The organism is Erwinia pyri (assembly GCF_030758455.1).
Lineage (GTDB): Bacteria > Pseudomonadota > Gammaproteobacteria > Enterobacterales > Enterobacteriaceae > Erwinia > Erwinia pyri.
In genome coordinates this window covers 214468-240292 of the sequence record NZ_CP132353.1, presented here as the reverse complement: position 1 = coordinate 240292, position 25825 = coordinate 214468, and the positions used below count along the sequence as shown (strand labels likewise).

The window sequence follows — 25825 nt, the reverse complement described above, 5'->3', positions numbered from 1 at the left end:
AACTCACTCCGCCAGCGGCTCGGCAGGCAGCGTAAACCAGAAAACGCTGCCCGATCCGGGCCTGTTTTTCGCCTTCAGCTCACCCGCATGTTTTTTGATAATCTCGCTGCAGATGGTCAGCCCCATGCCCATCCCCTCTTTCTTGGTGGTATAGAAAGAGTCAAACAGGCGATGCTGCACCTCTTCACTGAGGCCTGTGCCGGTATCGCGCACTTCAAACAGCAGCGTTTCCGGCGTGGGATTGGAAGAGGCAAAAGTCAGAACACGGGAGCGCTCTGCGTTTTCGCTCATCGCCTCTATGGCGTTCACCACCAGATTAAGCAGCACCTGCTGGATCTGAACGCGGTCACAGAATATCTCCGGATGGGTGGCGGTCAGGTTAAGCTCCAGCGAAATCCCCCTTCTCTCCAGCTCCATACGGGAAAGCGACAGAATATCGCGGGCAATCAGATGCAGGTTAGCGTGGGAAAAGACAGGATCGTGCTTGCGGGTCAACGCCTGTAGTCCACAGATGATCTCTCCGGCGCGTTTTCCTTCACTGAGTATCTCATCCAGGCTGCTGCAGGCTTTATCCAGATGCACGGGATCCTTTTTCAGCCAACGCAGGCTTGCCCCGGCATTGGCCACTATCGACATCAGCGGCTGATTGATTTCATGGGCAATCGAGGCGGTCAGCTGCCCCACGGTAGTGGCCCGGGAGACGCGAGCCAGATCGGCCTGCGCCAGGCGTGCCGCATCTTCAGAATGACGTTGCTCGGTGATATCGGTAATGGTGCCAAAATACTCTTCAGCCTCCGGCCAGCTTTCCACGGGATCGCCGATTCCCTTGATGTAACGGCACTCTCCGCCCGGCCTGAGGATCCTGAACTCCGCCTGCATGCTGACGCCGTTGCGCACGCTCTCCTCCACCAGCGCATGGATACAGGGATGATCGTCGGGATGCACCCGCGTCAGGAAGTCAGCCATGGAAAACGCCGTCAGATCGTCGGGCAGCCCCAGAATATGCCGGTACTCATCAGAGACCAGCATCAGGTCCTTTTCCAGATGCCAGTGCCAGGTGCCGGTATGACTGATCTTTTCGCCCAGCATCAGCGAAGTCTGGCTGGCCCGCAGCTGTTTCTCTACGCGCCTGCGCTGTTTGTTCTCCTCCAGCAGTTCAGCGTAAAGCCTGACAGTTTCCAGCGATACCGCCGCCTGCGCGCCGAGCATGGATACAATTCTGGAATGCTCCGCAGTGAAGACGTCAGGCATCAAACGATTTTCCAGATAGAGTACCCCCACCATCTGCGCCTGCCTGAACATCGGTACGCACATCACTGCCGCGCCGGAAGCAACCAGATAGGGGTCCTGACTGAAGGGGCTGAAAATTTCAGGCTTAACGGTACGGATTTCCTGTCCGGTGCGGATAACGGCAGTGAGCACCGAGAGCGGCAGGTCTGTGGCAACAGGCGTCTCTTTCACCATCTTTACCCGAATACCCTCTGCGGTGGTTTCTGCTCTCGCTTCAATTTCCGGCACCGTGCCATCAAGTAACCGTATCAGCAGACAATGCTGCGCCCCAGCTCTTTCCAGTAGCATCATCATCAGAATATTAATGAGCCGGTCCAGATTAATCTCCTCCGTCAGCGCACGCACGGCGGTCACCACGCTTTGCAAATCGCCGATGGCAGCACTCTGATCAAAGGAGACCGTATTAAACGGCGAATGGGTGGCAGGCGGGATCAGCGCCGGATGGCGCAGTTCAAGCTGGCGAACTTTCGCTTTTGCTCCCCAGCGCTCCCAGCCGGCGATCGCCCCTTTCATATAGGCGTCTGCGGCGACAGAGAGGCCACAGCAGGAGGCGAAGCTGGCCGCCAGCTCGTGCGCCAGCGCGTTGATATGGGTAAATTGCCCTTCGCGTGACAGCGCTATCGCCACTTCATACTGCTCAGCAGCACGCGCCACATTCCCCTCCAGACGCAGAATTTCAGCCTGAACCAGCGCCGCTTTGTCGGCAAAGGTTTTGGCATTCTCCACCGACCAGGTGAGGATTTTGTCATAATGGCGGCTGACTTTTTGCCGGTCGTCGGCGCTCCAGCTCTCCGGCGTCAGGGTTAGCGTGCAGGCCAGCGCGCTGTAGAAGTGAAAATCCAGCTTGTGGATATGGCCCGGAATATTTTCCGTCAGCGGAGCGGCCTGCTCAAAACAGTGGCTAGCACAGTGATACTCTCCGGCAAAAAAAGCGGCCATCCCTTTATAAACCCAGCACCAGAACTGCATCAGGATAATGGGATCTGCGGCGCTTCCCGGCGCGTAATGCTGCAAAGCAGGCGCGTTAAATCCTTTTCCTGAAAAGGGCTGCTCGGTGGGATTACGCAGGAAACAGACATAGTCCCGCTGCATCTGCAAAATCACCTCTACGTCGTGATACTGCGCTTTGCGAACAAAAGCCAGCCCCCGATCGATCGAGGTCTGCACCCCTTCAAGGTGATCGCCACGCGTCAGGTAGTTCATCACCAGATGCCGCAGAGCCAGGCAGGCGGAGGTCCGGTCGCCATTGGCTACGGCGGCATCAAACGTCGCTTTGGCACACTCAATGGCGTAGGTCACCGGCATGGTCCAGATGCCGACCTGATCCAGCGGCAGCAGCGTCCTGGCTTTAAAACTGGTGAAATCGTGCTGATAAACCAGCTCCCGTGCCAGCAGCGTACTGGCAAAACCGCGGCTGTATTCATCATAGTGATCGCCACACAGCACGCCGTACCAGGAGAGAGCAAAGGTGGAAGCACCGGTGATACCGTGATCCAGAGTCAGGTGCAGCATTTTGCAGATGATCATAAAGTGCAGGCGCGGGCTGACAAAGGCGGCAAACATGCTGGCGCTGGCCATCAGGTTCATCACCGCTTCGGTCTCCCGGCTGGCCATCAAAGGTAGCGACCTGAAGCGGGTATAGGGATTGTTACCGACCTGCGCTTTCAGCGTGACCCTGGCAGCGTCACACTCTTCTTTATGCGGAAAGCGGTTCAGATGAATGCCAAACACCGCCAGCCAGGCGATCGCCGTTTCCAGCGCAAGCTGATTATCAGACTGGCGCATATGAATTTCCGCCAGCAGACAGGCGGCTACCGCCTTATCCGTGAGTTTACCTGGTGCATGCAGCACTCTTTCACACAGCCCGAGCGCTACGGAGAGGTTTCCCAGCAAAAATTCACACTCCGCCTCCTCCAGCAGAAAGGTGAAGCGCTCCTCAGGTGGCATCTGCTCGCCGAGAAGATGTGCCGTTTGTAAAAAACGCAGCGCAAAGAGGTAGTCGCCGGTATTTTTTGCCTGCCGCGTGGCGAGCAGGATCAGCGCGCGATATCTGGCGGCTTCCGGGCGGATCAGGGCAACATTTTGCACGCAGGCGATATGGTAGATCGCCCGGAAAAGCGAGTCGTTATTCGCCTCTCCGGCGGCCAGAGCCACCAGCCTGTTCGCCGCACGAAAATGCAGGGCATCTTTCTCCGCGCCCGGGATCAGGTTCAGCGCCGCTTCCTGCACGCGGTCATGCGTAAAGGCGAAGGTGTGCGCCGTCAACGTGATCAGCTGCGCGGCAACGGCGGGCGCAAGATCGGTTTTCAGCCTCTCCAGCGACAGATTCAGCACGGTTGCAGACAACAAAAGCTCACCCGACCCGCCCAGACAGGCTACGTGACCAAGCAGTGCGCGGGTTTTAGCCGGAATGGTTTCCAGCTGTTGCAGCACTCTGTTCGCCACATTTTCCGTGTAGTGGCAGGCTTTTATCGCCTCCAGATCGTAGTGCCACCTCCCTGATGCGTTGGGCTGGCTGATAAGGCGATCCTGCACAGCCTGTCGCACAAATTCAGAGGTAAATAAGGGATTCCCGCCGCTCTTTTCACGGATCACCTGAGCCAGGTCGTTTGCCTGCACGGGACGGAGATGGAACAGACCTGCCAGCCAGCCCGCGATCTTTTTTACCGATAGCGGGTCTGGAGAGATATCCACACTGCTGGAGACCGATGCCCGGAAGCGGGTGAGATGCGCGGCAATTAACGGGCAGGGTAACGAGGTCAGCTCCCGGTGAGCCACCACCATCATCAGCGGAATAGCTTCATCCAGGCTCAGAAGATGCTGAAGCAGCTGCAGGCTGGCCTGATCGGCCCAGTGCAGATCGTCAATCAGGATAACCAGAGGCCGGCCCGGATTGGCCAACGCCTTAATCATACTGCTGGCCATATTGTTAAACTGATCGCGGGCGTCCAGCGAGCTGGCGTCAGTCGGCAGGCGAGCCTTCCTGTTCAGCAGGACGCCAAGTTCCGGGATAAAATGTACCGCCAGCCCGGCGTAATCCCCTAAAAGACGGGTAAAGTGGGTACGCCAGCGCGCCACATCCGATGCCGCAAGCCCGAGTAAATTGAGCGCCAGCGACCGGAAAGCAGCGATAAGCACCCCATAGGGTAAGACGGGAGAGTGGCGATCGGCCTTTACCATCGTCAGAAGGACATTTTTCTGCTGCAGCTTTTTTAATGAAGAGGCGATCAGCGCTGACTTGCCGCTGCCCGGCGCACCGCTGATGATAACCAGACTGTGCGTGCCACTGCTGCTGACCTTATTAAAAGCCTGCAGGATCTCTGCGGCCTGGGGATGATCGGTATAGAGCTTCTCTGAGCCAAAGCCGTTTTGCCGGGTATCCTGCAGGCCCGGGGTAAAAGTACCGATATCGCCCTGCGGGGTCAGCGTGGAGAGGCAGCGGCGAAGATCGGCCAGCACCCCTTCTGCCGTCTGGTAACGTTTATCCGGCGATTTCGCCAGCAGCCGTAAAATCAGGGCGGAGAGTGCCACTGGTACGTCAGCACGCAGCAAATGAGGAGAAGGAGCCTGTGACGCGATGTGATGGTGAACCCACTCGGCATGGTTCCCTTCCGGCGTGCCAAACGGCAGCTTGCCGGTCAGCAGCTCATATAGCACCATACCGAAGCTGTAGAGGTCGCTCTGACTGGTAACCGGATGAGCCGTCCGCGAGGTGTGCTCTGGCGACATATAGGCCAGCGTTCCGCCTGTTGTCGGCAGGCGGGTCGGGAGCAGCGCCCCGGTTTGCAGCCAGGCCAGACCAAATCCACCCAGCCGGAACGTCCCCTCCTCATGGCGGAAAAAATTCGCGGGCTTGATATCACCATGCACAATACCCTGCTGATGCATCTGGCTCAGCGCTGAACACATCATCACGGCGTTGGTAAGGAAGTCAGACAGAGAGTGCGGCGTCTGGCGCAGGGAGTCGGCCAGCGTCCGGTAACAGAAGGCGGGATAAACCAGCGCATACTTTCCCTGATAAAGGGTGTGTGCAACCGGCTTAATCGCCCATTTTGGGCTGAGATCCTCGCGCAGCAGGAACTCATTTTTCAGTAATTGCGTGACCGGAAACACCCCATCGTCACCGGCCGCTGTTGCCAGCATCCAGCTTTCGCCGCCTGAGGGATCCTGGCAGAACAGCCATTCCGCCTGGCCTGCCTGTACCAGCGGAGTCACGATGAACTCTTCCGGTAAGGTGAATTCATAACTTTCAGATCCCCAAAGCGCCAGAGGCGTTGTGCTCATGGTGGCGTATCTCTTGAGCTGAATTCGTTATGAATATGTCCGAACAAGGTATCGATATCAATGGGCTTGCGCAAAAAAGCCAGCGCGCCCAGGCTGATGGCGTACCAGAGCATGCTCTCATCCCCCTGCCCCGAAATCAGAATGACCTGCGGGTTCGCTTTCCGGCGGGTCAGCTCAATAAAAAGCTCAAAACCACTCATGCCTTTCAGGTTGATATCAATGATAAAAAAGGCCGCCCCGGCCAGCAGGCGATCTTCAGCCAGTAACGCCTCGGCAGAGTCAAAAACCAGGGTTGCATAGCCTTCAGACTGGAGCAGATTACTCAGTCCACTGCGGACCGAACGTTCATCATCAACGATCACAATGCACTGGGGCGGCTTCATGCTGTTATCCTTTACCCCGGCTTACGCGGGCTTCCTTATCAAGGCTTGTCGCCGGATGGCGGTGGCGTTCCGCTAATCTTTGGCACGCACTCATGGCGAAACCAGGCGAGCGTCACCGGCTCACGTTTAATCACTCTTTTCAGTAAAGGGATAAGTTGTTCCCCAATCAACATACCAAACAGCCCCAGCAGAGCAATCACGGGCGGTGCCGGCGAGTTCACTTCAATCAGGGAGTAGAGGACGCCTGCCAGCATCCCGGTCAGTAGTGCAATAACGTAGGATTTCAGCATGTCAGACCCCTTTTTTTCCTGCAGCCAACGCCGTGACTTTCCCGGTAGTCAGAGAAAGGGCGTGCTGGGCGGCAACCTCTTTCTGTGAAAATTGCAGGCTCAGCTGACCGCCTACGATCATGCCCAACAGCCCGACCAGGGCGACGGCAGGCGGTGCCGGAGAGCGGACATTAAGCAGCGCATAGACCAGCCCGATCAGCACGCCAGCCCCCAGAGATATGAGTAAAGGACTCATGGCGAGTCTCCTGTCATCAGTCAGGGCTGGCCGGCACCTGCATGCCGGCCAGAGGAAATCAGCGAGCCGGAACCGGCGCCAGCGTGCGGTGTTCGCTCTTCTGACGTGACGGCGCTTTGTGCACCATGGTGTAGGCGTAATCCACGCCGATGCCGTAAGCACCAGAATGCTCTTTGGCAATATCCATCACGGCGTTGTAGGTATCTTTGTGCGCCCAGTCACGCTGCCACTCCAGCATCACCTGCTGCCAGGTTACCGGGATCACGCCCGCCTGGATCATGCGCTGCATCGCGTAATCGTGCGCTTCTTTGGTGGTGCCGCCTGAGGCATCAGCCACCATATAGATTTCGTAACCGCCTTCCAGCATTGCACACAGAGAGAAGCTGTTGTTGCAGACTTCAGTCCACAGGCCGGAAACCACCACTTTTTTCTTGCCGTTTGCCGCCAGGGCATCGCGCACCTTCTGGTCATCCCAGGAGTTCATTGAGGTGCGTTCCAGGATATCCAGGTTCGGGAAGACATCCAGCAGCTCAGGGTAGGTATGACCTGAGAAGCTCTCTGTTTCCACGGTAGTGATGATGGTGGGAATATTGAAAACTTTCGCCGCTTTAGCCAGCGCAACGGTGTTGTTTTTCAGGACCTGGCGATCGATTGACTGCACGCCAAACGCCATCTGCGGCTGCTGGTCGATGAAAATCATCTGGCTGTTATGAGGCGTCAGTACTTCAAGTTTGGAGTTAGTCATGAATATGCCCATTGAGGTTTAGGTGACTGCATGTCCGGGGCGGTGCTGTTCCGGATGGGAGTGACAGTGTTCTGGTCAGGAGAGGCATGTTGCGGACCCCTGATGGCCGGGGCCTGTCGTCACTGTCTGAGCAAATTGTAAGGGGGTTTTTCAGGGCTAACTATTATCTCTGTGTATAACTATACGTTGGTATACCTATCCGTTTGTATAACTAGACGCTGCTCCCTTGCTCTCACCATACTGCCGCCTGTAGCAGGCCTGACGTTTCACGAGACGGCGCGTTCCGTGGCCTCAGCCTTTTCGTTCATCAACATTCAGGAGGTTTTATGGTCACGCCCGGTAAAGCGGATCTTATTTTCACCAACGGTAAATTTCATACGGTAGACCGCGAAAACCCAGTAGCGGAAGCCGCAGCCATCAGTGAGGGTAAATTTCTCGCCGTCGGCAGCCTTGCTGAAGTGATGCAGTACCACGAGGAAGGCACGAAATTAATCAATCTCAACGGGCATACCGCCGTGCCAGGCCTCAACGACTCCCACCTCCATCTGATCCGCGGCGGCCTGAATTACAATCTTGAACTGCGTTGGGAAGGCGTCCCTTCGCTGGCTGATGCGTTAAGAATGTTGAAAGAGCAGGCGCTGCGCACCCCCAACCCACAGTGGGTGAGAGTGGTCGGCGGCTGGACCGAATTCCAGTTTGCCGAGCGCCGTATGCCTACGCTGGAAGAGATCAATGAAGCCGCGCCGGATACGCCGGTCTTTATCCTGCATTTATATGATCGCGCCCTGCTTAACCGCGCCGCGCTCAGAGTGGTGGGCTACACCAAAGATACGCCGAACCCACCGGGCGGCGAGATCCAGCGTGACAGCAACGGCAACCCTACCGGCATGCTGATTGCCCGTCCGAATGCGATGATCCTCTACTCCACGCTGGCAAAAGGCCCAAAACTGCCTCTGGAACTGCAGGTCAACTCTACGCGCCAGTTTATGCGCGAGCTGAACCGGCTGGGGCTGACCAGCGCCATTGACGCCGGTGGCGGCTTCCAGAACTACCCCGAAGATTACGAAGTCATTGCTGAGCTGCATGAGAAAAAGCAGATGACCTTACGCATCGCCTATAACCTCTTCACCCAGCGTCCCGGTCATGAGCTGGAAGATTTTGAAAAGTGGACCGATATGCTCTCGCCGGGCCAGGGAACCGATTACTTCCGTCATAACGGCGCCGGAGAGATGCTGGTCTTCTCGGCTGCCGACTTTGAAGATTTCCTGGAACCCCGTCCAGACCTTGCGCCCGGTATGGAAGATGAGCTGGAGCGCGTAGTGCGCCATCTGGTTGAGCACCGCTGGCCCTTCCGCCTGCATGCCACCTACGATGAGTCCATCAGCCGCATGCTGGATGTCTTTGAGAAAGTAAACCGCGAGATCCCGTTCAACGGCCTGCACTGGTTCTTTGACCATGCGGAAACGGTCACGCAGCGCAATATCGACCGCATCAAAGAGCTTGGCGGCGGCATTGCGGTGCAGCACCGTATGGCTTTCCAGGGCGAGTACTTCGCCGAGCGCTACGGTATTGAAGCCACGCGCCATACGCCGCCGGTGGCAAAAATGCTGGAAACCGGCGTGCCGGTCGGCCTGGGAACGGATGCCACGCGAGTCGCGAGCTATAACCCCTGGACCGCACTCTACTGGCTGGTTTCCGGCCGGACCGTGGGCGGTATGCAGATGTATGACGTCAACGCCCGGCTCGATCGCGAAACGGCGCTGATGCTCTGGACCCAGGGCAGCGCCTGGTTCTCCAGCGAACAGGGCAAAAAAGGGCAGATCAAAGCGGGTCAGCTCGCAGATATGGTGGTGCTGAGCAAAGATTACTTCAGCGTGCCGGAAGAAGAGATCAAAGGCATTGAGTCCGTCCTGACCCTGGTGGATGGCAACGTGGTTTATGCCGCCGGATCCTTTAGCGCCGAAGGGCCACCGTCGCTACCCGTGCTACCAGACTGGTCGCCAGTAGTGAAGGTGCCAGGACACTATCGCAGCGCACCGCCGCAGGCAAACGCTCGCGTCGGTATGCAGCAGCAGGCTCACCACTGCAGCGGTCCGTGTGGCGTGCACAGCCATTCACACGATATTGCTCGTGGCGCTAACGTTCCGGTTGCCGAAGATAACGCCTTCTGGGGCGCGCTCGGCTGCAGCTGCTTTGCGTTCTGATATGATGAAAAATAACCTCACTCAGCCGCCCCGTATCGATGCGGGGCTGTTCTTCCTGCGCCTGGCTGGCAGCCTGCTGTTGCTCTATGTACACGGCCTGCCAAAGGTGTTTCATTTCAGCGAAGAACTGACGCATATCGAAGATCCCTTCGGACTTGGCCCGTGGATGAGTCTTGTCCCGGCTATTTTTGCCGAAGTTATCTGCCCACTCTTCATTATTGTCGGCTTCGGCACGCGCCTTGCCTGCCTGCCGATTATCGGCGTGCTGCTGGTGGCGATGCTGTTTGTGCATCCTGACTGGAGCATTGCCGAAGGTCAGTTCGGCTGGCTGCTGCTGATCCTGTTTGGCACGCTGGCGATAACCGGCCCTGGCAAATGGCGCATCGGGGCAAATCGCACCAGGGAGGTTCGCTTTGGCGCAGGTTAACGATCTTCATGATGTGGCGGTAGAAGCGGCCGTTCCGGCTGTTGCCGCCTCGCCGTGGCAACCGCTGCGCCAGCGCGTCTTCCGCACGCTCTGGATAGCGACGGTGGTGTCGAACATAGGTTCATGGATGAACGATGTTGGCGTGAACTGGAGCATGCTCACCTTAAGCGCCGATCCGCTTTCAGTGGCGATGGTTCAGGCCGCCAGCAGCCTGCCGATGTTTCTTTTTGCCCTGCCCTCCGGGGTGATGGCCGATATAGTGGATCGCCGTAAATACCTGCTGTTTTCACAGGTGTGGGTATTTATCGCTGCTGCCGCGCTGGCTCTCCTCTCCTTTACCGGGCAGGTCACGCCGCTGGTGCTGCTGATTGCCGCTTTTCTGCTCAGCACGGGTGCGGCAATGAGCTCCCCGCCGTTTCAGGCGATTGTGCCGGATCTGGTCAGCAAGGCGGAGCTGGGACCCGCTATCGCGCTGAATTCGCTCGGCATCAATATCAGTCGCGCCATCGGCCCGGCGCTGGGTGGGCTGATCATGACCTTCGCCGGTCCCTGGCTGGTCTTCCTGCTGAATGCCGTTTCAGTGCTGGGCGTTGCCTGGGTGCTTTATCGCTGGAAAGCAGAACCGGCGGTGCAGCGCCTGCCGCCAGAGCACTTCTTCTCTGCCGTGCGGGCCGGGCTGCGTTATGTCCACGCGGCACCGGTGCTGCGTAATGTCCTTGTTCGTACCGTCGCCTTCTTCGTGTTTGGCAGCGCAGGCTGGGCGCTGTTACCGCTGGTTGCCCGGCGCGAGCTGGGGCTGGGGCCGGGCGGCTACGGCATTATGCTGGCCTGTATTGGGGTGGGCGCGATCTGCGGGGCCATTATGCTGCCCCGGCTGCGCAAGCGCTTTAATCCCGACCGGCTGATGGTGCTGGCAAGCCTGCTTTTTGCCATCACGCTGCTGGCACTCGCCTTTGTCCGCCATTTCTGGCTGCTGAACGCCTTTGAGTTCTTTACCGGCTTCTCATGGATAGCGGTGCTTTCCACGCTGAACCTGGGGGCGCAACGTAGCGCAGCGAAATGGGTGAAAGCCCGCGCGCTGGCGGTTTATCTCACCGTGTTCTTCGGGTCGATGACCCTTGGCAGCGCGGTGTGGGGGCAGCTTGCTTCTCATTACGGCATTCCCGTCTCGCTGGGCGTGGCGGCGCTGGGAATGGTGCTGGCCTGTGCCACCGTGTTCCGCTGGCGGTTGGATCTGGATCCCGACCTTAACCTGGATATCAGCACCAGCAACCAGCCCATCCCCGCCCTGGAAATTCATCACGACCGCGGGCCGGTGATGGTGACTTATGAGTATCTCGTTCGCGAGGGTGATGCCCACAGCTTTACCGTCTGTATGCAGGACATGCGCCGGGTGCGCAAGCGGGGAGGCGCCATCAACTGGTCTGTGTATGAGGACATCCTGCAGCCAGGCATCTTCGTCGAAACCTTTATCGTTGGATCGTGGATGGAGCATCTGCGTCAGCAGGATCGCTACACCATGAACGATCTGAAAATTCAGAATCGGGTTTATCAGTTCCATCAGGGAGAAAAGCTGCCTGACGTACGCTATCTGGTCGCCCCGGTATAAATGGGTTCCTCTTTTTTTAACTGTAAAAGGCAAGGTCAAATAATGAGCACATTCAAAACATCAGACGGTACGCAGATCTATTATAAAGACTGGGGCACAGGCAAACCGGTGCTGTTCAGCCACGGCTGGCCACTGGACGCCGATATGTGGGACAGCCAGATGAATTTCCTGGCCGAGCGTGGCTACCGCGCTATCGCCTTTGACCGCCGCGGATTTGGTCGCTCTGAGCAGCCGTGGACAGGTTATGATTACGACACCTTCGCCAGCGACATCAACGATCTGATCACCAGCCTGGATCTGCAGGAGGTCACGCTGGTCGGCTTCTCTATGGGCGGCGGCGATGTGGCCCGTTATATCAGCCGTTATGGCAGTTCCCGTGTGGCAGGCCTGGTGCTGTTAGGCGCCGTGACCCCTATTTTTGGCAAGGCCGAAGATTATCCACAGGGCGTGGATCTCTCTGTATTTGAGGGTATCAGGCAGGGCTTGCGCAGCGATCGCGCGCAGTTTATCAAAGAATTTAACACGCCGTTCTTCGGTATCAATGCGGGACAGAGCGTTTCTGAAGGCGTGCTGACGCAGACGCTGAATATTGCGCTGCTGGCTTCGCTGAAGGGTACAGTAGATTGTGTTACGGCGTTCTCAGAAACGGATTTCCGTGCTGATATGCCGAAAATTGACGTGCCTACGCTGGTGATCCACGGCAGCAATGACCAGATAGTGCCATTCGAAACCACCGGCAAGCTGGCTGCCGCCAGCATCGCGGGTGCGGAACTGAAAATCTATGATAATGCGCCACACGGTTTTGCCGTGACCCATCAGGAAACGCTGAATGCCGATCTGCTGGCATTCCTGCAGGCTCGCCAGTAAAGAAAAAAAGCGCTGAGCAATCAGCGCTGAAGCGTTCACCCGAACCTGAAGCAGGGCTGGTATGAGATGCTGAGCAAAGCGTGCCGCGCCATGGACGGCGCGGCCCGAGCTGTCACGGATGACGCTTTTTGCGTCTTTGCGAACAGCTCATGCCAGCCGTGCCGACACGGAGTTGAATCTTTTTAAGCGCTGAATCATCAGCGCTTTTCCAGCCCTTAACGCGAAGGGTGATTCACTTCCACCGGACGCAGGTCAAACAGCAGCACTTCCGCCTCTTCGCCATTGCTGAACGTCAGCGCCTGCTCATTGCGAACCCGCGCGCCATCACCCGCTTTGAAGGCCACGCCGTTTACCGTTACCGCACCGCGGGCAACGTGAATATAGGCGTAACGATTTTCATCCAGCGTCACCGTCTGCTGCTCGTCGCCATCAAAGAGACCGGCGTAGATACGCATATCCTGACGGACTTTCAGCGCCTCACCTTCGCCATCTGGCGACACAATCAGCCTGAACTGGCCTCGCTTTTCACTCTCTGGCACGGAAACCTGCTGATAAGCGGGCGGGGTATTTTTCTCGGCAGGCACAATCCAGATTTGCAGGAAGTGCACCCCTTCAGTACTGGAGTTATTGAACTCGCTGTGGGTGACGCCGCTGCCTGCGCTCATCAGCTGCACATCGCCCGGTACGATTACAGAGCCGGTACCCATTGAATCTTTGTGCGCCAGTTCGCCCTGCAACACGTAAGAGATAATCTCCATGTTGCTGTGCGGATGCGCGCCGAAGCCACGAGATTCGGCAACGCGGTCGTCGTTTATCACCAGCAGGTCAGAGAAGCCGGCCTGTTTAGGATCCCAGTAATTAGCAAACGAAAAAGTATGGTGAGAACGTAACCAGCCGTGGTCACCCACTCCGCGTTGCTCTGACAATCTTTGCTCAATCATGGTGTTTCTCCTTTCCAGGGTTTTTAAGGGGTCGGCGGGCGTCTGCCCTTCCGGTAAAGAGAGAATACCGGTAAACTCAATTGCCCAACAATGGCCTGAAAAGGCAATGACTGTCACATTTTGGTGGACAATATGCAGATCGAAGATCTGAAAATTTATCTGGCGGTTATTCACGCCGGGAGCTTCACCGCCGCCGCTGACCTGCTGATGCTCTCCAAGCAATATGTCAGCCGCAGAATGGCTGCTCTGGAAGCTTCGCTGGGCGCGCGTCTGCTGATCCGCAACACGCGTAAGCTCACGGTCACCGATTCCGGAAAGGTTTTTGCCCTGCATGCCCAACGCATCATGGATGATATCCGTGAAGCTGAGCAGGCCGTTTCCGAGCAGCGTCTTGAACTGCACGGCACCTTTCGCCTGAGCCTGCCGATGTCCTTTGGCATGAATCCCCTCTCCCCGCTGATTGCTGAATTTTTGATGCTGCACCCCGCTCTCCGCTTTCACGTTGAGCTTGCGGACCGCTATGTGGATGTGATTGGTGAAGGGTTTGATATGGCTATCCGCATCGGCAGCCTGGCCGACTCCACGCTGATAGCGCGTCATCTGGGCGATCTCAGCCGGGTTATCTGCGCAAGCCCTGACTATCTTCAGCGCGTCGGCGTCCCGCAGCTGCCGGAAGATTTACTGCATCACGCCTGTCTGCGATTTGGCCGGGAGGGGCAATATGGCTGGGAGCTGGAGGTGGGAGGCCGGGGCAAAGTGATGGCCGTACAGGGACCGATGCTGAGCAATAACGGCGAGGTGCTGGTGGATGCCGCAAAAGCGGGGTTAGGGCTGGTTCTGCTGCCGCGCTTTATTGTGGGCCGGGCGCTGGCGCGTGGCGAACTGATGACCGTGCTGGAGCCGTTCCACCCTGCTTCCCTTCCGCTCAGCGCCGTTTATCCTCAGCATCGTCAGCGAAGCGAAATCATTCAGGCTCTGCTGGCGTTCTTACAGGGCAAGCTCGGTGAATAGCGCGGTCAGGCAACCTGAAATATCTGTTTCCGGCTCCGGTTTGTCAGTCGGACAGGCAGCAATCCGCTGCCTGTCCGGGGTACTCTGGTTATTCCACCGCATCCACAATCGGATCGCGGACGATAAACAGATAGGAGAGCGCGCCCAGCACGGTGACGCAGGCACATAACGTCAGCGCCATGCTGAAAGAGCCGGTTTTATCGAGGATAAAGCCGGTTAACACCGGGGCAAACGAGGCAAAGACAAAGCTGGCAAAGTTCTGGATACTGCCCACCGAAGCGGTCATGCGTGAGGTCACGTTGACATGGATCAGCCCCCAGCAGGAGGTTCCGGCAAAGTGAATACAGAACAGCGCCATGCCAATCAGCAGCACCGCCATCGAGGTTGTTGTTGCCTGCACCACCACCGCCGTAAAAGCGGCTGAGAACAGCATACCCGCCACGATACAGATTTTACGGGTTTTTACCGGCTGCATGCCGCGGCGTACCAGCGCATCCACCACATAGCCGTTCAGCAGCATGCCCGCTGCACCGAACAGGAACGGGATGGCGGTCAGCCAGCCGGTCGCTTTCAAATCCAGATGGTAGGTGGTCTGCAGGTAGCCCGGCAGCCAGGCCAGGTAGAGCCAGGCGGTATAGTTAATTCCGCTGAAGCCGATCATCATGCCCCACATGGTGCGGTTCTTAAACAGCCCACGCCACTCTTTCATGCTCATCGGCTCTTTGCGGGCGCTGACGCTACCCGCTTCCAGATAGTTGATCTCTTCTTTAGTCAGCGTCTTGTTATCGCGGTTGCGGTAAAGCATATACCAGCCCGCCGAGAGGAAAATGCCCAGCACGCCGATGGTGACAAACATGCCGCGCCAGCCCAGAGAGAGCATCATCGCGGCCAGGATCGGCGGGCTGATCGCCAGGCCAATCATCGAGGCGGCGTTAAAGAAGCCCATCGGCATGCCGCGCTCTTTGATGTTGAACCAGTCATTGATCACCTTCACGCCGCACGGGTTCATTGGCGCTTCGCCGATGCCCAGCCCGATGCGTACCAGAATGAACTGCGTGAAGTTATGCACCAGGCCAGAGAGCGCCTGGAAGCATGACCAGACGAACATGCCAATCCCCAGCATAATACGTGGGCCTTTACGGTCCAGCAGCGTGCCGCAGGGCAGCTGCGCTATACCGTAAGCCAGAGAAAAGGCTGACAGCAGCAGGCCGATCTCCGTGGCGCTCAGCCCCATATCGCCGCGGATGGTCATATTGGCGACGGAGAGCGAACTGCGGTCGAGGTAGTTGATGACGGCTGCCAGAAACAGCAGGATCATCGCGGTGGTTTGTACGCGCTTGATGCGGGCAGAGCGGACCAGCTTGCCGTGCTGCGGAACAATCTCCACAGTCTCTTTGCCGGAGCCGATATCACGGCCGCTGCCAGTCACAATCGGGCTGTTTTCCATAAAGCATTCCCCAAGTGTCAGGTGTTCTTGTAATCCGCTTCAGCGGTGAAGATCTCCTGCTCAGAGTAAATGCCATGTTAATTTCATGAGGTAATCATGTTGCGGTTCCGTGCTTCAGATTAGGCTTTACTGGTTTTTATTGGTTCTTTATCGCCAGAGGCGCGCAAAAGCGCGATCTCAGTCACTGTATTGCCGGATAGAGCGGATCATCGACTGCTTGGCGGTGGTGAGATGACGATGCAGTTCACAGCTGGCTTCCACATCATTGCGGCTGATAATGGCGGTGAGAATCGCCATATGCTCCTCCAGCGCGACGATATTGCGCTGCTTTAAATCACTCTCATCCCACTGATAATGCGAGTGAAAAATCACCGAGATAATCTCCAGCGACTGGTCGATAAAGGGGTTATCGGCGGCGGAGAGGATCAGCTGATGCATTTCCCGGTCCAGCTGCGCAAACATCCGGTAATTGCTGGCGATGGTGTCGCGCATCTCACGATGACGGCTGAGCAGATCGCGGGCTTTAATCCAGCGCTCATCGCTGGCTGGCAGATTAAGAAACCGGTTCAGGGCGTGCGTTTCCAGCATCTCACGTAGCTCGAAAAGCTTCTCCGCATAGCGGCGATCGAACTTTTTCATCAGCCAGTGCCCGCGACGAACGCTCTCAATCAGATTGTAGCGGCTGAAGCGCAGCAGAAATTCCCGCACCACTACCGGGCTGACGCCAACCTGCTGCGCCAGCTGCAGCTCGGAGAAGCTTTCTCCGGCGCACAGCGTCTTCTGGTTGATCATCTGAAAGAAAGCCTGTTCAAACTCGCGGGCCTGGTCGTCCAGAGAGGGACTTACGGCGTCAAAGCCATCCTCCTGGGCGGGGCGGCGGACAATCACATATTGTTCATCCACCTTATCCAGCACGCCGCGCTCGTGCAGATGCGCCAGCGTGTGGCGGACGGTGGTGCGACTGACGTTAAACATCTCCGCCAGCGCGGCCTGCGGCGGCAGCGGAGAGCGGATATGGTTACTGCTGATGCCCTCCAGCATCTGATTCACCACGTTATGGCGAAGATTTTGCGTGCGGCTCATGGCTTCTCCTGATTTTTATCTATTAAAAACCAATTCAGGCCCGACAAAGGCGCGGTCAGTCACAAATTCAGCGGCCCGGGCTGCAAAGGCGCAGGGTTTTATTCCATAACTCAGGCCAGACATTGGAGAAAACTCATGACCATGATGACTACGCTGGTGTGCCAGCAGCCGAAAGAGATGGCTTACCAGCAGCGCGCCAGACCAGAGCCTGCCGCCGGTGAAGCCCTGTTGAAAATTGTGACCGCCGGTATTTGCGGCACCGATATCCACGCCTGGGCAGGCAACCAGCCCTTTTTTAGCTATCCCCGCGTTCTCGGTCACGAGCTGTGTGGTGAAGTGGTTGCGCTGGGCGCCGGTGCGGAGCGCTTCCGCGTGGGCCAGAGCGTCTCGGTAATCCCTTATCTCTCCTGCGGCACCTGTGCTGCGTGCGAAAGCGGTAAAACCAACTGCTGCGAAAAAATCTCGGTCATCGGCGTGCATCAGGATGGCGGTTTTTGCGACTACCTGAGCGTGCCGGTGAGTAACCTGCTGGACGTTACCGGCGTTGATGCGGAAGCTGCCGCACTGATTGAACCCTTCGCTATCAGCGCCCATGCCGTCCGCCGGGCAGCCGTGCAGCCAGACGAAAGCGTACTGGTGGTGGGCGCAGGCCCCATCGGGCTGGGGGTGGCGGCCATTGCTAACGCGGCAGGCGCACGGGTGGTGGTTGCCGACACCAGCGCATTTCGTCGTGAGCATGTCGCGCAAAACCTGGCTCTGCCCGCGCTGGACGCCGCTGCCAGCGATTTTGAGCAGCAGCTGCGGGCGCAGTTTTCGGGCCGGCTGCCGGGCAAAGTGATCGATGCCACCGGCAACCCAACGGCGATGAACAATACCGTGTCGCTTATCGCCCACGGTGGCAGCATTGTGTTCGTGGGCTTACATAAAGGCGACATCCAGATCCCCGATACGGAGTTCCATAAAAAGGAGACCACGCTGATGGGAAGCCGCAACGCCACGCAGCAGGATTTTGAAAAAGTGGCACAGTTAATGGCGGCGGGGAAAATCAGTGCCGGCATGATGCTGAATCAACGTTTTGCGTTTGTCGATCTGGCGGATCGTTTTGAATCTGAAGTGATCAATAACCGTGAGCTGATCAAAGGCGTGATCCATTTTTAACGGGCAGGAAGCCAAAATCATCAGACTGCTCACTCTTCCCCCAGAAAAGGAGAGGAGTGAGCAGAGCGCTCTTTCCGCTTAAAGGCGGGAAAAGAACCTGGTATCAGCTTGTTAAGAGCGAGTGTAAGTTCTCCAGATCCCGCGTCACCCACGCCACATCTTCGGCAAACTTTTCATCCGACATCAGCGGCTGACGAAACACGGTAATCAGCACCTGCGCTCCCTCCTGATTCGCCATCACGCGCATCGGGACATAGACCTCTTTGCCAAACCCCGTATCCACGTAGTGATCCATCACGCCAAAGGGGTTGTGCGCGGTAAAGCGGATTTTCACTACTCCGTCCGGCCCGCTTGCTTTCCAGTGGGTACTTTCCTGCACCAGTGAAGAGTGACTGAGGCCGGAAGCCCATTTCGGGAAGTAGTCAGGTTTCCAGATAGTCTCGTAAAGGTCCACCCAGTTACGAGGGATCGTCCGGGCAACGGTTTGCGATGGCAGCACAGCTCCTCCTGCATATTGATAAACGACAGTCGATTTAACCACCGGTGGAGGGGGTTGCAAAGCAGCGGCAGGCGAAACTGTTAACTGCCACAGAACTTAGAAAAAGGGCATAAACAAAGTGGTTAATAGTTGACCGACATTAGCGTTAAGGCTAACATCAGCTTTTCCAGGGAGGAGAAGCGCATGTTTGAGGTCATTTATCATAATGATGCGGAAGCAGAATTAAAATCTTTGCCCATTCCTGTCAGAATCAAAATGGACAAGCTTATTGAGAGGCTTGAAAATAATCCCCGTTTGTTGCGAGAGCCTCATACAAAGTTTTTGGGCAATGGGCTTTATGAAATCAGAACTATGGGAAATGATATTGCCCGGGGGTTATGGGTTTACCAAACCGGCAGCGTTATTTTTCTTTTAAGGATTTTCATTAAGAAAACAACTAAAACACCTTTGTCAGAAATGAGCCTGGCCTTGCGAAGACTGGAGGAGATGAAACGTGAAATTTAAAACACACTCTCAGATTCATAATGAATTAATGGAAGATCCCGAGTACCGTGCGGCGTGGGAAGCGGAAGAGAGAAAAGAGCGGCTGCAGAAATTGCTGGTTGAGTGGAAAGCTCATGCAGGCCTGACCAGCGCGCAGGTAGCTGAACGCATGGGGATTAAGCCGCCGACGATCTCCAGAATGGAAAAAAATATCACCTCTGCCAGTCTGGAGACGCTGGCCCGCTACGCTAAAGCCTGCGGCATCAGCAACGCCACGCTCTATTTTTGAGGCGATCTGCTGCCAGCATTGCGGCATTTTACAAAACGTCTGGCGGCATTTGTTCCTGAAGATAATGGGATTGCCGCGCAAGCTCCCAGAGCCTGGTGCGGATAACCTGCTTCAGCTGCAGCGTGGACTGCGACTGAGGCCGATCGCGTCGGCCAATCAGCATCACTTCGAACGGCAGCGGCTGCGCGATGGGGAGCACCCTGACCTGCCCGGCGTAGCGCCTGCCGGTAAAGAGATCGACAACCCCTACGCCGCCGCCCGCCAGCACCATATCTGCGATAACCGAATAGGTTTTAATCGAGAGCAAACTGGCAGGCTGCAACGCCTTGTCCCGCAGGGCGCGGTGCAGCACATGGCCCAGCGGATCCTCTTTCTGCATCATCAGCAAATTATTCTGGCATAACCACTCCAGCGTAACGGGCGAATCCGCCTCCATTCCCAGCGGCAACAGCGCCACCATTGAAGAGTGAAACAGCGGCTCCGCCACCAGCTCAGCCGGCACCTGCTGACCAAACACCAGGGCGAAATCGAGCCGATCCTCCAGTAAATTCTGGCACAGCGTACTGAAGTGTTCCGTCACCAGATCGACGTTCACCAGACCATTTTGCCGCCGGTACTCCACCATGGCCGGTGCCAGAATCATCTGGCCGAAGGCGTGAGCCGCGCCCACCCGCACCGTTTGCCCTTCCCCCCGTCGCAGCCTCTCGGTCAGGTTGCTGATGGCCTGCAGCCGACCGTACAGCTCACGGATTTCCGGCATCAGCCGCTGGGCTTCCAGCGTTGGGATCATTCCCTGGCTGCGGCGCTCAAACAGCGTGAAGCCCAGCTGCTGCTCGGCATGCCCCAGCACCCGGCTGACGTTGGGCTGCGAAACGTTAAGCTGCCTGGCCGCCCCGCTGATGCTGCCGGTATCGATAATCGCCTGAAAAACTTCAATATGCCGCAGCCGCATGATTATTCACCCCAGGTGGCTTCCAGCACGCGTAGCCAGTTGCCGTAGCAGACCTTTTCCAGCAGAGAGTGGCTGTAGCCCCGCTCGCGTAGCGCGGAAACCAGCAGGGGTAAGCCCGCCACATCTTTTATATCGGGCGGCAGCGTGGTGCCATCAAAGTCCGATCCAAAGCCGACGTTATCTTCGCCGACTTTTTCAATGAGATAGTCCACATGGCGCACGATCTCCAGCACCGTGGCGTCCGCCGCTTTTTTGCCGTCGCTGCGCAGGAAGCTGGTGCCGAAATTCACGCCAACAAAGCCGTGGGTTTCGCGGATAGCGGCAAGCTGACGGTCAGTAAGATTGCGCGACTGCGGGCATAACGCATGGGCATTGGAATGGCTCGCCACCAGCGGCGCGTTGCTGATTTCCGCCGTCTGCCAGAAGCCTTTCTCATCCATATGCGAGAGATCGATCATGATGCGCTTGGCATTACAGGCGCGAATCAGACGCAAACCCGCCTCCGTCAGGCCGTTGCCGATATCCGGAGAGGAGGGAAAGCGGAAAGGAACGCCATCGCCGAAGATATTTGGCCGGCTCCAGAGCGGACCCAGCGTGCGTAAACCGGCGGCGTACAGCACATCCAGCAGCGCCAGATCTTCATCCAGCGCTTCTGCTCCTTCAATGTGCATCACCATCGCTATTGCACCCTCTCGCATGCACTGACGGATATCTGCCGCCGTCCGGCAAATACGTGCTGCGCCAGCGGACTGCTGCTCAATGCGCAGCAGCGTGGCGATCATCGACAGGGTGATCTCCAGCGCCTCTTCCCGGCACGGCGTGGGTTCAATTTCCTCATAGCCCGGCACGGCACGGTTTTTTTTCACAGCTGGCGCGTTTCTTGCAGCAGATCCAGCCGAAGGCACATAAGCCGCGAACAGCCCCCCGGCAAAGCCTCCCTGACGCACTCTGGGCAGATCCATCTGCCCTGCCGCAGGGCCGTTAAGAAAAGCGGATGCGGGGTCATCCTGATGGGAGAGCCACAGGCGCATCAGAAGATCGTTATGGCCGTCAAAGACGGGCAGGGAAACAGCATCAGGACGCAGTGATTGCATGGGGAATTCCGCTCTCAGTTCAGGGTTATGGCGGTGCTTCATGCTGACGCAGAGCGCACCAGCAGAGGGCAGGCCGCTCGCGCAGCAAAAAAACTTCTGCTTTCAGTACTACCCGACACCCTGGGTCGCTGTCAAGGCAAAACAGAGAAGAAATAGCTAATTTATTCTTTTATTTCAATATCTTGGAGATATCATGGTTACCAGAAGACGTTTTCTTGCAGGATGCAGTGCGGTTCCCTTTCTTTCTTACCTCTCACTGAACAACGCCTTCGCCGCCACGCCCCCCACCATGCTGGTGATGGCGATGCAGCTTGATAACATGACCAGTCTCGACCCGGCCGAAAGCTTTGAAGCTATCGGCTCTGAAATCTGCGGTAACCTCTATCAGCGCCTGGTGATGCCCAACCCTGACAAGCCCGATGAAGTAATGGGTGAACTGGCAAAAAGCTGGGAAGTCAGCAGCGACGGTAAAATCTTCACCTTCCATCTGGATCCGTCAGTAAAATTTTTTGACGGCAGCCCGCTGACGGCGGAAGATGCGGCGTTCTCCTTACAACGCGTGGTAAAGCTGGATAAAAGCCCGGCCTTTATCATCAACCAGTTCGGCTTCACCAAAGAGAATGTCGACCAGATGATTGTGGCGAAAGATGCCCATACGCTGGTGCTGAACCTGAGCGAACCCGCCGCCGAAACTTTCCTGCTTTACTGCCTCTCTGCTCCGGTTGGCAGCATCGTGCAGAAGAAAACCGCGCTGGCGAATCAGACAGGTGATGACCAGGGAAATGCCTGGATCAAACAGCACAGCGCCGGGAGCGGGCCGTTTACGCTGCGCGCCTGGAAAGCGAGCGAAAGCGTGATTCTGGAGAAAAACGAGCAGCATCCTTCCAAAAGCATCATTAAACGCGTAATCGCCAAACATATCATCGACCCGTCGGCGCAGCTGCTGATGCTGCAAAAGGGGGACGTGGATATTGCCCGTAACCTGACCACCGAGCAGCTGAAACCGCTGCAGGGCGATAACAATTTCCATGTTGTGGGCCAGGAAGTGGGCACGCTGACGCTGATGTCCTGCAACACCACCAACGAACATCTGGCCAAACCGCAGGTCTGGCAGGCACTGAAGTGGGCGATTGATTACGACAGCATTCAGAAAAATATCATTCCGTTGACACATAAAGTGCATCAGAGCTTCCTGCCAGCCGGTTTCCCTGCGGCGTTAAACGATAATCCCTTCAAAAAAGATGTGGCAAAAGCGAAGGCGCTGCTGGCGGAAGCGGGTTATGCCGACGGATTTGAAATCACGCTCGATCACTACTCTGCCCAGCCTTTCCCGGATATTGCTCAGGCTATTCAGACCCAGCTGGCCGAAGTGGGTATCAGGGCGTCGCTGATCGCCTCTGAAAACCGTCAGGTTCTGACTAAAATGCGTGCGCGTCAGCATCAGCTGGCTATTACCTCCTGGGGCGCGGACTATTTCGATCCCAACTCCAATACCGAAGCGTTCTGCGTAAATACCGATAACACCACCAACGCCCGTAACCGGACGCTGGCCTGGCGTTGCGGCTGGTCTGATGAAGCCTTTAATAAGATGACCGTTGCGGCGCTGCATGAAACGGATGCAGCAAAACGCATCGCTCAGTATGAAAAAATTCAGCAAGAGCACCGTGAAAAAAGCCCCTTTATTATGATGTTCCAGTCCGTCACCACCTATGCCAGCACAAAAAACGTCACGGGTATGAAGATTAGCGTGCTGAATGACAACCCTTACGAGCAGGTGAAAAAAGCCTGATGTCGTGGTTAAAACGAATTGTCAGCACGCTGGGAAGCCTGCTGCTGACGCTGTTTGGTCTGTCGGTGTTAACGTTCTTTATCGGTCGGGTTATGCCGACCGATCCGGTACTGGCGGCGGTGGGGGACAATGCTCCCCAGGCCGTGGTCGAGCGCGTTCGTCAGGAGATGGGGCTGGATCAGCCCTTATACATTCAGTTCTGGCACTATCTCACGCAGATTGTTCACGGCGATTTTGGCCGCTCCGTTTTAACCTCTAACCCGGTCAGCCAGGATATCGCCCGCTTCTTTCCTGCCACGCTGGAGCTGGCTACCGCAGCAATTATTATTGCGGCGATCGTCGGCATTCCGCTTGGCGTCTGGGCAGCCGTGCGCCAGGGGAAATGGATTGATCAGATCATCCGCGTGATCTGTCTGGCGGGGCACTCTTTGCCAGTCTTTGTGCTGGCGCTGCTGAGCCTGCTGCTGTTCTACGCCGTGCTGGGCATCGCGCCCGGTCCCGGGCGGCAGGACATCATCTATCAGGATATGGTGCCACAGGTCACCGGGCTGCTGACGGTGGATTCCCTGCTGGCGGGAGATTATGACGCCTTACGGGATGCGCTGGCGCATATGGCACAGCCGGTGCTGATCCTGGCCTGGTTCAGCATGGCTTACATCACCCGTATGACCCGCACCTTTATGCTGAATGCGCTGAGCGGGGAGTTTGTTACTACTGCCCGCGCTAAAGGACTCTCTTCCCGCAGGGTGATCTGGCGTCACGCTTTTCCGACCGTTGCAGTGCAGTTAGTGACCGTACTGGCGCTGACCTACGCCGGGCTGCTGGAAGGCGCAGTGGTGACGGAGAACGTCTTCTCCTGGCCAGGCCTTGGGCAGTATCTGACCACTTCACTGATGAATGCGGATATGAACCCGGTAGTAGGCGCCACCCTGCTGGTGGGCACGGTCTATGTGCTGCTTAACCTCTGCGCCGATATTCTCTACCGACTTTGGGACCCACGCGTAAAATGACCAATCTGACAAGAGCCTGGCTGCTTGACGAGACGCCCTCCACCCGCCGTCAGGCAGTGTGGGGTCGCCGCTACCGTCTCTGGCTGGGGCTGAAACGCCATCCGCTGGCAATGAGCGGGCTGGTAGTGGTACTGCTGATGCTGCTGCTGTCGCTCGCAGCTCCCCTGCTCACCCCTTACGATCCCGGTTTTCAGGATCTGGCTAACCGCCTCGCCCGCCCTTCGGCTCAGCACTGGCTGGGCACCGATGAGCTGGGCCGCGATATCTGGACGCGTATTCTTTTCGGCGGCAGAACCACGCTGGGCATGGTGATTGCCGTGGTGCTGATCACCGCGCCGATTGGCCTGCTGACCGGCTGTATCGCAGGTTATGCTGGCGGCCTGCTGGACAAGGCGTTGATGCGCCTCACCGATATCTTCCTGGCCTTTCCCCGGCTGATCCTGGCGCTGGCCTTTGTGGCGGCGCTGAAGCCGGGCGTGGAGAGCGCGATTCTGGCGATTGCGCTCACCGCATGGCCGCCCTACGCGCGTCTGGCGCGTGCCGAAACGCTACAGTTTCGCCACAGCGATTTCATTGCGGCCAGCCGTCTGAGCGGCGCCTCACCGCTGCGCGTGATCCTGCGCCACGTGATGCCGCTCTGCGTGCCGAGCCTGATTGTGCGGGTCACGCTGGACATGAGCTCCATCATCATTACCGCTGCCAGCCTGGGCTTTCTTGGCATGGGCGCACAGCCACCCTCGCCGGAATGGGGAACGATGATCGCCACTGCGCGCCGCTTCCTGTTCAGCGAATGGTGGGTGCCGCTGATGCCCTGCATCGCCATTTTTCTCACCTCGCTGGCGTTTAATTTCCTCGGCGACGGCCTGCGCGACGTGCTGGATCCCAAGGAGAAGTAAATGCTGGTAGAGATAGAGAATTTACGCATCAGCTTCACCAGCGGTGCAGAGACCTTTGAAGCGGTACGCGGCGTTTCATTCAGCGTGGGCAAAGAGAAGTTCGCTATCGTGGGGGAGAGCGGATCGGGGAAATCCCTGACCGCCCGCAGCCTGATGCAGCTGCTGCCTGGCAGCGCAAAAATTACTGCCGATAAGCTGAGCTTTGACGGGATTGACCTGCGCGGCGCAAGCGAAAAAACACTGCGTCAGGTGCGCGGCAAGCGCGTTGGCTTTATTCTGCAGGACCCGAAATATTCGCTGAACCCGGTGATGACTATCGGTCAGCAGATCGCTGAAGCCTGGCGCGAGCACAAGGGCGGCAGCAAGCGTGAAGCGATGCAAGCCGCTATTGAACTGCTGGCACAGGTTAAAATCCGCGACCCGAAACTGGTGGCGAAACGCTATCCGCATGAGGTGTCTGGCGGCATGGGGCAGCGCGTGATGATCGCCATGATGCTGGCGCCGGATCCGGAACTGCTGATCGCCGATGAGCCAACCAGTGCGCTGGATGCCACCGTGCAGGCGGAGATCCTGCGCCTGATTGACGATCTGGTTTCGCAGCGCGGCATGGGGCTGATCCTGATCAGCCACGATCTGCCGCTGGTTTCCCATTTCTGCGATCGCGTGGCGGTGATGTATGGCGGACGTATTGTCGAGATGCTGCAGGCTGGAGAGTTGCAGCAGGCACAGCATCCTTACACCCGGGGCCTGCTGGCCTGCCTCCCCTCCCTTCGTCATCCGCGCGACCGCCTGCCGGTGATGCAGCGGCAGGCGTCATGGAGAGAAGAATGAGTGCCTGC

At 57.3% G+C, this 25825-nt stretch carries 23 protein-coding genes; 12 read left to right on the top strand and 11 right to left on the bottom strand.

Going from position 1 to position 25825, the window contains the following annotated elements:
- Positions 1-3: 3 nt before the first annotated feature.
- The 5 genes from Q3V30_RS01110 to Q3V30_RS01090 are packed head-to-tail and all read right to left on the bottom strand — an operon-like array spanning position 4 to position 7227.
- Complete coding sequence (locus Q3V30_RS01110; RefSeq protein ID WP_306209660.1) at positions 4-5574, bottom strand: ATP-binding sensor histidine kinase; 5571 nt, start codon at positions 5572-5574, stop codon at positions 4-6.
- The gene (locus Q3V30_RS01105) at positions 5571-5957 is read right to left on the bottom strand and encodes a response regulator transcription factor (RefSeq protein WP_306209658.1); all 387 of its coding nucleotides are present in this window, start codon (positions 5955-5957) and stop codon (positions 5571-5573) included. The genes Q3V30_RS01110 and Q3V30_RS01105 overlap by 4 nt, the downstream gene beginning before the upstream one ends.
- A gap of 38 nt (positions 5958-5995) precedes the next feature.
- Positions 5996-6247, bottom strand: coding sequence for a XapX domain-containing protein (locus tag Q3V30_RS01100; protein ID WP_306209656.1), 252 nt, complete (start codon positions 6245-6247; stop codon positions 5996-5998).
- 1 nt (position 6248) lies between these two features.
- Positions 6249-6482: a DUF1427 family protein gene (locus Q3V30_RS01095; RefSeq protein WP_306209654.1), complete on the bottom strand. Its 234-nt coding sequence runs from the start codon at positions 6480-6482 to the stop codon at positions 6249-6251.
- A 58-nt stretch (positions 6483-6540) separates the two neighbouring features.
- The gene (locus tag Q3V30_RS01090; protein WP_306209652.1) at positions 6541-7227 is read right to left on the bottom strand and encodes a hydrolase; all 687 of its coding nucleotides are present in this window, start codon (positions 7225-7227) and stop codon (positions 6541-6543) included.
- Between the two features lie 326 nt (positions 7228-7553).
- On the opposite strand from Q3V30_RS01090, the gene Q3V30_RS01085 reads away from it, so the two are divergent.
- From Q3V30_RS01085 to Q3V30_RS01070, 4 genes are read left to right on the top strand one after another with little or no spacing between them, the layout of a single operon-like run.
- Positions 7554-9431: an amidohydrolase gene (locus Q3V30_RS01085; protein WP_306209650.1), complete on the top strand. Its 1878-nt coding sequence runs from the start codon at positions 7554-7556 to the stop codon at positions 9429-9431.
- Positions 9432-9435: 4 nt separating this feature from the next.
- Positions 9436-9858, top strand: a complete 423-nt coding sequence (locus Q3V30_RS01080; RefSeq protein WP_306213283.1) for a DoxX family protein — start codon at positions 9436-9438, stop codon at positions 9856-9858.
- Positions 9845-11467: an MFS transporter gene (locus Q3V30_RS01075; RefSeq protein ID WP_306209648.1), complete on the top strand. Its 1623-nt coding sequence runs from the start codon at positions 9845-9847 to the stop codon at positions 11465-11467. The genes Q3V30_RS01080 and Q3V30_RS01075 overlap by 14 nt, the downstream gene beginning before the upstream one ends.
- A 42-nt stretch (positions 11468-11509) precedes the next feature.
- Positions 11510-12334 carry an alpha/beta fold hydrolase gene (locus Q3V30_RS01070; protein WP_306209647.1) on the top strand — a complete coding sequence of 275 codons (825 nt, stop codon included), beginning with the start codon at positions 11510-11512 and terminating at the stop codon, positions 12332-12334.
- Positions 12335-12549: 215 nt separating this feature from the next.
- Here the strand turns inward: Q3V30_RS01070 and Q3V30_RS01065 are convergent, their stop codons facing one another.
- Entirely contained in the window at positions 12550-13275 is a 726-nt protein-coding gene (locus Q3V30_RS01065; RefSeq protein WP_306209645.1) for a pirin family protein, read from the bottom strand.
- Between the two features lie 132 nt (positions 13276-13407).
- Here Q3V30_RS01065 and Q3V30_RS01060 point away from each other — a divergent pair, with 132 nt between their 5' ends.
- Positions 13408-14286 (top strand): LysR family transcriptional regulator, encoded by an 879-nt coding sequence (locus Q3V30_RS01060; protein WP_306209643.1) that lies wholly within the window; start codon positions 13408-13410, stop codon positions 14284-14286.
- Between the two features lie 88 nt (positions 14287-14374).
- Here the strand turns inward: Q3V30_RS01060 and Q3V30_RS01055 are convergent, their stop codons facing one another.
- Positions 14375-15733 carry an MFS transporter gene (locus tag Q3V30_RS01055; protein ID WP_428979228.1) on the bottom strand — a complete coding sequence of 453 codons (1359 nt, stop codon included), beginning with the start codon at positions 15731-15733 and terminating at the stop codon, positions 14375-14377.
- Between the two features lie 177 nt (positions 15734-15910).
- Positions 15911-16816: a GntR family transcriptional regulator gene (locus tag Q3V30_RS01050; protein ID WP_306209641.1), complete on the bottom strand. Its 906-nt coding sequence runs from the start codon at positions 16814-16816 to the stop codon at positions 15911-15913.
- 135 nt (positions 16817-16951) lie between these two features.
- Here Q3V30_RS01050 and Q3V30_RS01045 point away from each other — a divergent pair, with 135 nt between their 5' ends.
- Positions 16952-17974 (top strand): zinc-binding alcohol dehydrogenase family protein, encoded by a 1023-nt coding sequence (locus Q3V30_RS01045; protein ID WP_306209639.1) that lies wholly within the window; start codon positions 16952-16954, stop codon positions 17972-17974.
- A 103-nt stretch (positions 17975-18077) separates the two neighbouring features.
- On the opposite strand, the gene Q3V30_RS01040 is transcribed toward Q3V30_RS01045, so the two are convergent.
- Entirely contained in the window at positions 18078-18473 is a 396-nt protein-coding gene (locus tag Q3V30_RS01040) for a polyketide cyclase (protein WP_306209637.1), read from the bottom strand.
- Positions 18474-18656: 183 nt separating this feature from the next.
- Here Q3V30_RS01040 and Q3V30_RS01035 point away from each other — a divergent pair, with 183 nt between their 5' ends.
- Together Q3V30_RS01035 and Q3V30_RS01030 are read left to right on the top strand one after the other, a co-directional pair.
- Positions 18657-18977 carry a type II toxin-antitoxin system RelE/ParE family toxin gene (locus Q3V30_RS01035; RefSeq protein ID WP_306209635.1) on the top strand — a complete coding sequence of 107 codons (321 nt, stop codon included), beginning with the start codon at positions 18657-18659 and terminating at the stop codon, positions 18975-18977.
- Positions 18967-19245: a helix-turn-helix domain-containing protein gene (locus Q3V30_RS01030; RefSeq protein ID WP_306209633.1), complete on the top strand. Its 279-nt coding sequence runs from the start codon at positions 18967-18969 to the stop codon at positions 19243-19245. Before Q3V30_RS01035 ends, Q3V30_RS01030 begins: the two co-directional genes overlap by 11 nt.
- A 28-nt stretch (positions 19246-19273) precedes the next feature.
- Here the strand turns inward: Q3V30_RS01030 and Q3V30_RS01025 are convergent, their stop codons facing one another.
- Positions 19274-20197 carry a LysR family transcriptional regulator gene (locus tag Q3V30_RS01025; protein WP_306209631.1) on the bottom strand — a complete coding sequence of 308 codons (924 nt, stop codon included), beginning with the start codon at positions 20195-20197 and terminating at the stop codon, positions 19274-19276.
- 2 nt (positions 20198-20199) lie between these two features.
- Positions 20200-21291 (bottom strand): dipeptidase, encoded by a 1092-nt coding sequence (locus Q3V30_RS01020; protein WP_306209629.1) that lies wholly within the window; start codon positions 21289-21291, stop codon positions 20200-20202.
- Between the two features lie 193 nt (positions 21292-21484).
- On the opposite strand from Q3V30_RS01020, the gene Q3V30_RS01015 reads away from it, so the two are divergent.
- From Q3V30_RS01015 to Q3V30_RS01000, 4 genes are read left to right on the top strand one after another with little or no spacing between them, the layout of a single operon-like run.
- Positions 21485-23080, top strand: a complete 1596-nt coding sequence (locus Q3V30_RS01015) for an ABC transporter substrate-binding protein (protein WP_306209627.1) — start codon at positions 21485-21487, stop codon at positions 23078-23080.
- Positions 23080-24090: an ABC transporter permease gene (locus tag Q3V30_RS01010; protein ID WP_306209625.1), complete on the top strand. Its 1011-nt coding sequence runs from the start codon at positions 23080-23082 to the stop codon at positions 24088-24090. The genes Q3V30_RS01015 and Q3V30_RS01010 overlap by 1 nt, the downstream gene beginning before the upstream one ends.
- Positions 24087-24986: an ABC transporter permease gene (locus Q3V30_RS01005; RefSeq protein ID WP_306209623.1), complete on the top strand. Its 900-nt coding sequence runs from the start codon at positions 24087-24089 to the stop codon at positions 24984-24986. Before Q3V30_RS01010 ends, Q3V30_RS01005 begins: the two co-directional genes overlap by 4 nt.
- On the top strand, positions 24987-25817 hold the full coding sequence (locus tag Q3V30_RS01000; RefSeq protein WP_306209621.1) for an ABC transporter ATP-binding protein: 831 nt from the start codon (positions 24987-24989) through the stop codon (positions 25815-25817). It begins immediately after the preceding gene.
- Positions 25818-25825: the final 8 nt, after the last annotated feature.

Coding starts and splice junctions, on each gene's coding strand:
- Q3V30_RS01105 (WP_306209658.1), bottom strand. CDS start 5,957: ATGAAGCCGCCCCAGTGCATTGTGATCGTTGATGATGAACGTTCGGTC.
- Q3V30_RS01045 (WP_306209639.1), top strand. CDS start 16,952: ATGACCATGATGACTACGCTGGTGTGCCAGCAGCCGAAAGAGATGGCT.
- Q3V30_RS01090 (WP_306209652.1), bottom strand. CDS start 7,227: ATGACTAACTCCAAACTTGAAGTACTGACGCCTCATAACAGCCAGATG.
- Q3V30_RS01020 (WP_306209629.1), bottom strand. CDS start 21,291: ATGCAATCACTGCGTCCTGATGCTGTTTCCCTGCCCGTCTTTGACGGC.
- Q3V30_RS01010 (WP_306209625.1), top strand. CDS start 23,080: ATGTCGTGGTTAAAACGAATTGTCAGCACGCTGGGAAGCCTGCTGCTG.
- Q3V30_RS01100 (WP_306209656.1), bottom strand. CDS start 6,247: ATGCTGAAATCCTACGTTATTGCACTACTGACCGGGATGCTGGCAGGC.
- Q3V30_RS01110 (WP_306209660.1), bottom strand. CDS start 5,574: ATGAGCACAACGCCTCTGGCGCTTTGGGGATCTGAAAGTTATGAATTC.
- Q3V30_RS01060 (WP_306209643.1), top strand. CDS start 13,408: ATGCAGATCGAAGATCTGAAAATTTATCTGGCGGTTATTCACGCCGGG.
- Q3V30_RS01065 (WP_306209645.1), bottom strand. CDS start 13,275: ATGATTGAGCAAAGATTGTCAGAGCAACGCGGAGTGGGTGACCACGGC.
- Q3V30_RS01085 (WP_306209650.1), top strand. CDS start 7,554: ATGGTCACGCCCGGTAAAGCGGATCTTATTTTCACCAACGGTAAATTT.
- Q3V30_RS01000 (WP_306209621.1), top strand. CDS start 24,987: ATGCTGGTAGAGATAGAGAATTTACGCATCAGCTTCACCAGCGGTGCA.
- Q3V30_RS01035 (WP_306209635.1), top strand. CDS start 18,657: ATGTTTGAGGTCATTTATCATAATGATGCGGAAGCAGAATTAAAATCT.
- Q3V30_RS01015 (WP_306209627.1), top strand. CDS start 21,485: ATGGTTACCAGAAGACGTTTTCTTGCAGGATGCAGTGCGGTTCCCTTT.
- Q3V30_RS01025 (WP_306209631.1), bottom strand. CDS start 20,197: ATGCGGCTGCGGCATATTGAAGTTTTTCAGGCGATTATCGATACCGGC.
- Q3V30_RS01055 (WP_428979228.1), bottom strand. CDS start 15,733: ATGGAAAACAGCCCGATTGTGACTGGCAGCGGCCGTGATATCGGCTCC.
- Q3V30_RS01080 (WP_306213283.1), top strand. CDS start 9,436: ATGAAAAATAACCTCACTCAGCCGCCCCGTATCGATGCGGGGCTGTTC.
- Q3V30_RS01070 (WP_306209647.1), top strand. CDS start 11,510: ATGAGCACATTCAAAACATCAGACGGTACGCAGATCTATTATAAAGAC.
- Q3V30_RS01095 (WP_306209654.1), bottom strand. CDS start 6,482: ATGAGTCCTTTACTCATATCTCTGGGGGCTGGCGTGCTGATCGGGCTG.
- Q3V30_RS01005 (WP_306209623.1), top strand. CDS start 24,087: ATGACCAATCTGACAAGAGCCTGGCTGCTTGACGAGACGCCCTCCACC.
- Q3V30_RS01050 (WP_306209641.1), bottom strand. CDS start 16,816: ATGAGCCGCACGCAAAATCTTCGCCATAACGTGGTGAATCAGATGCTG.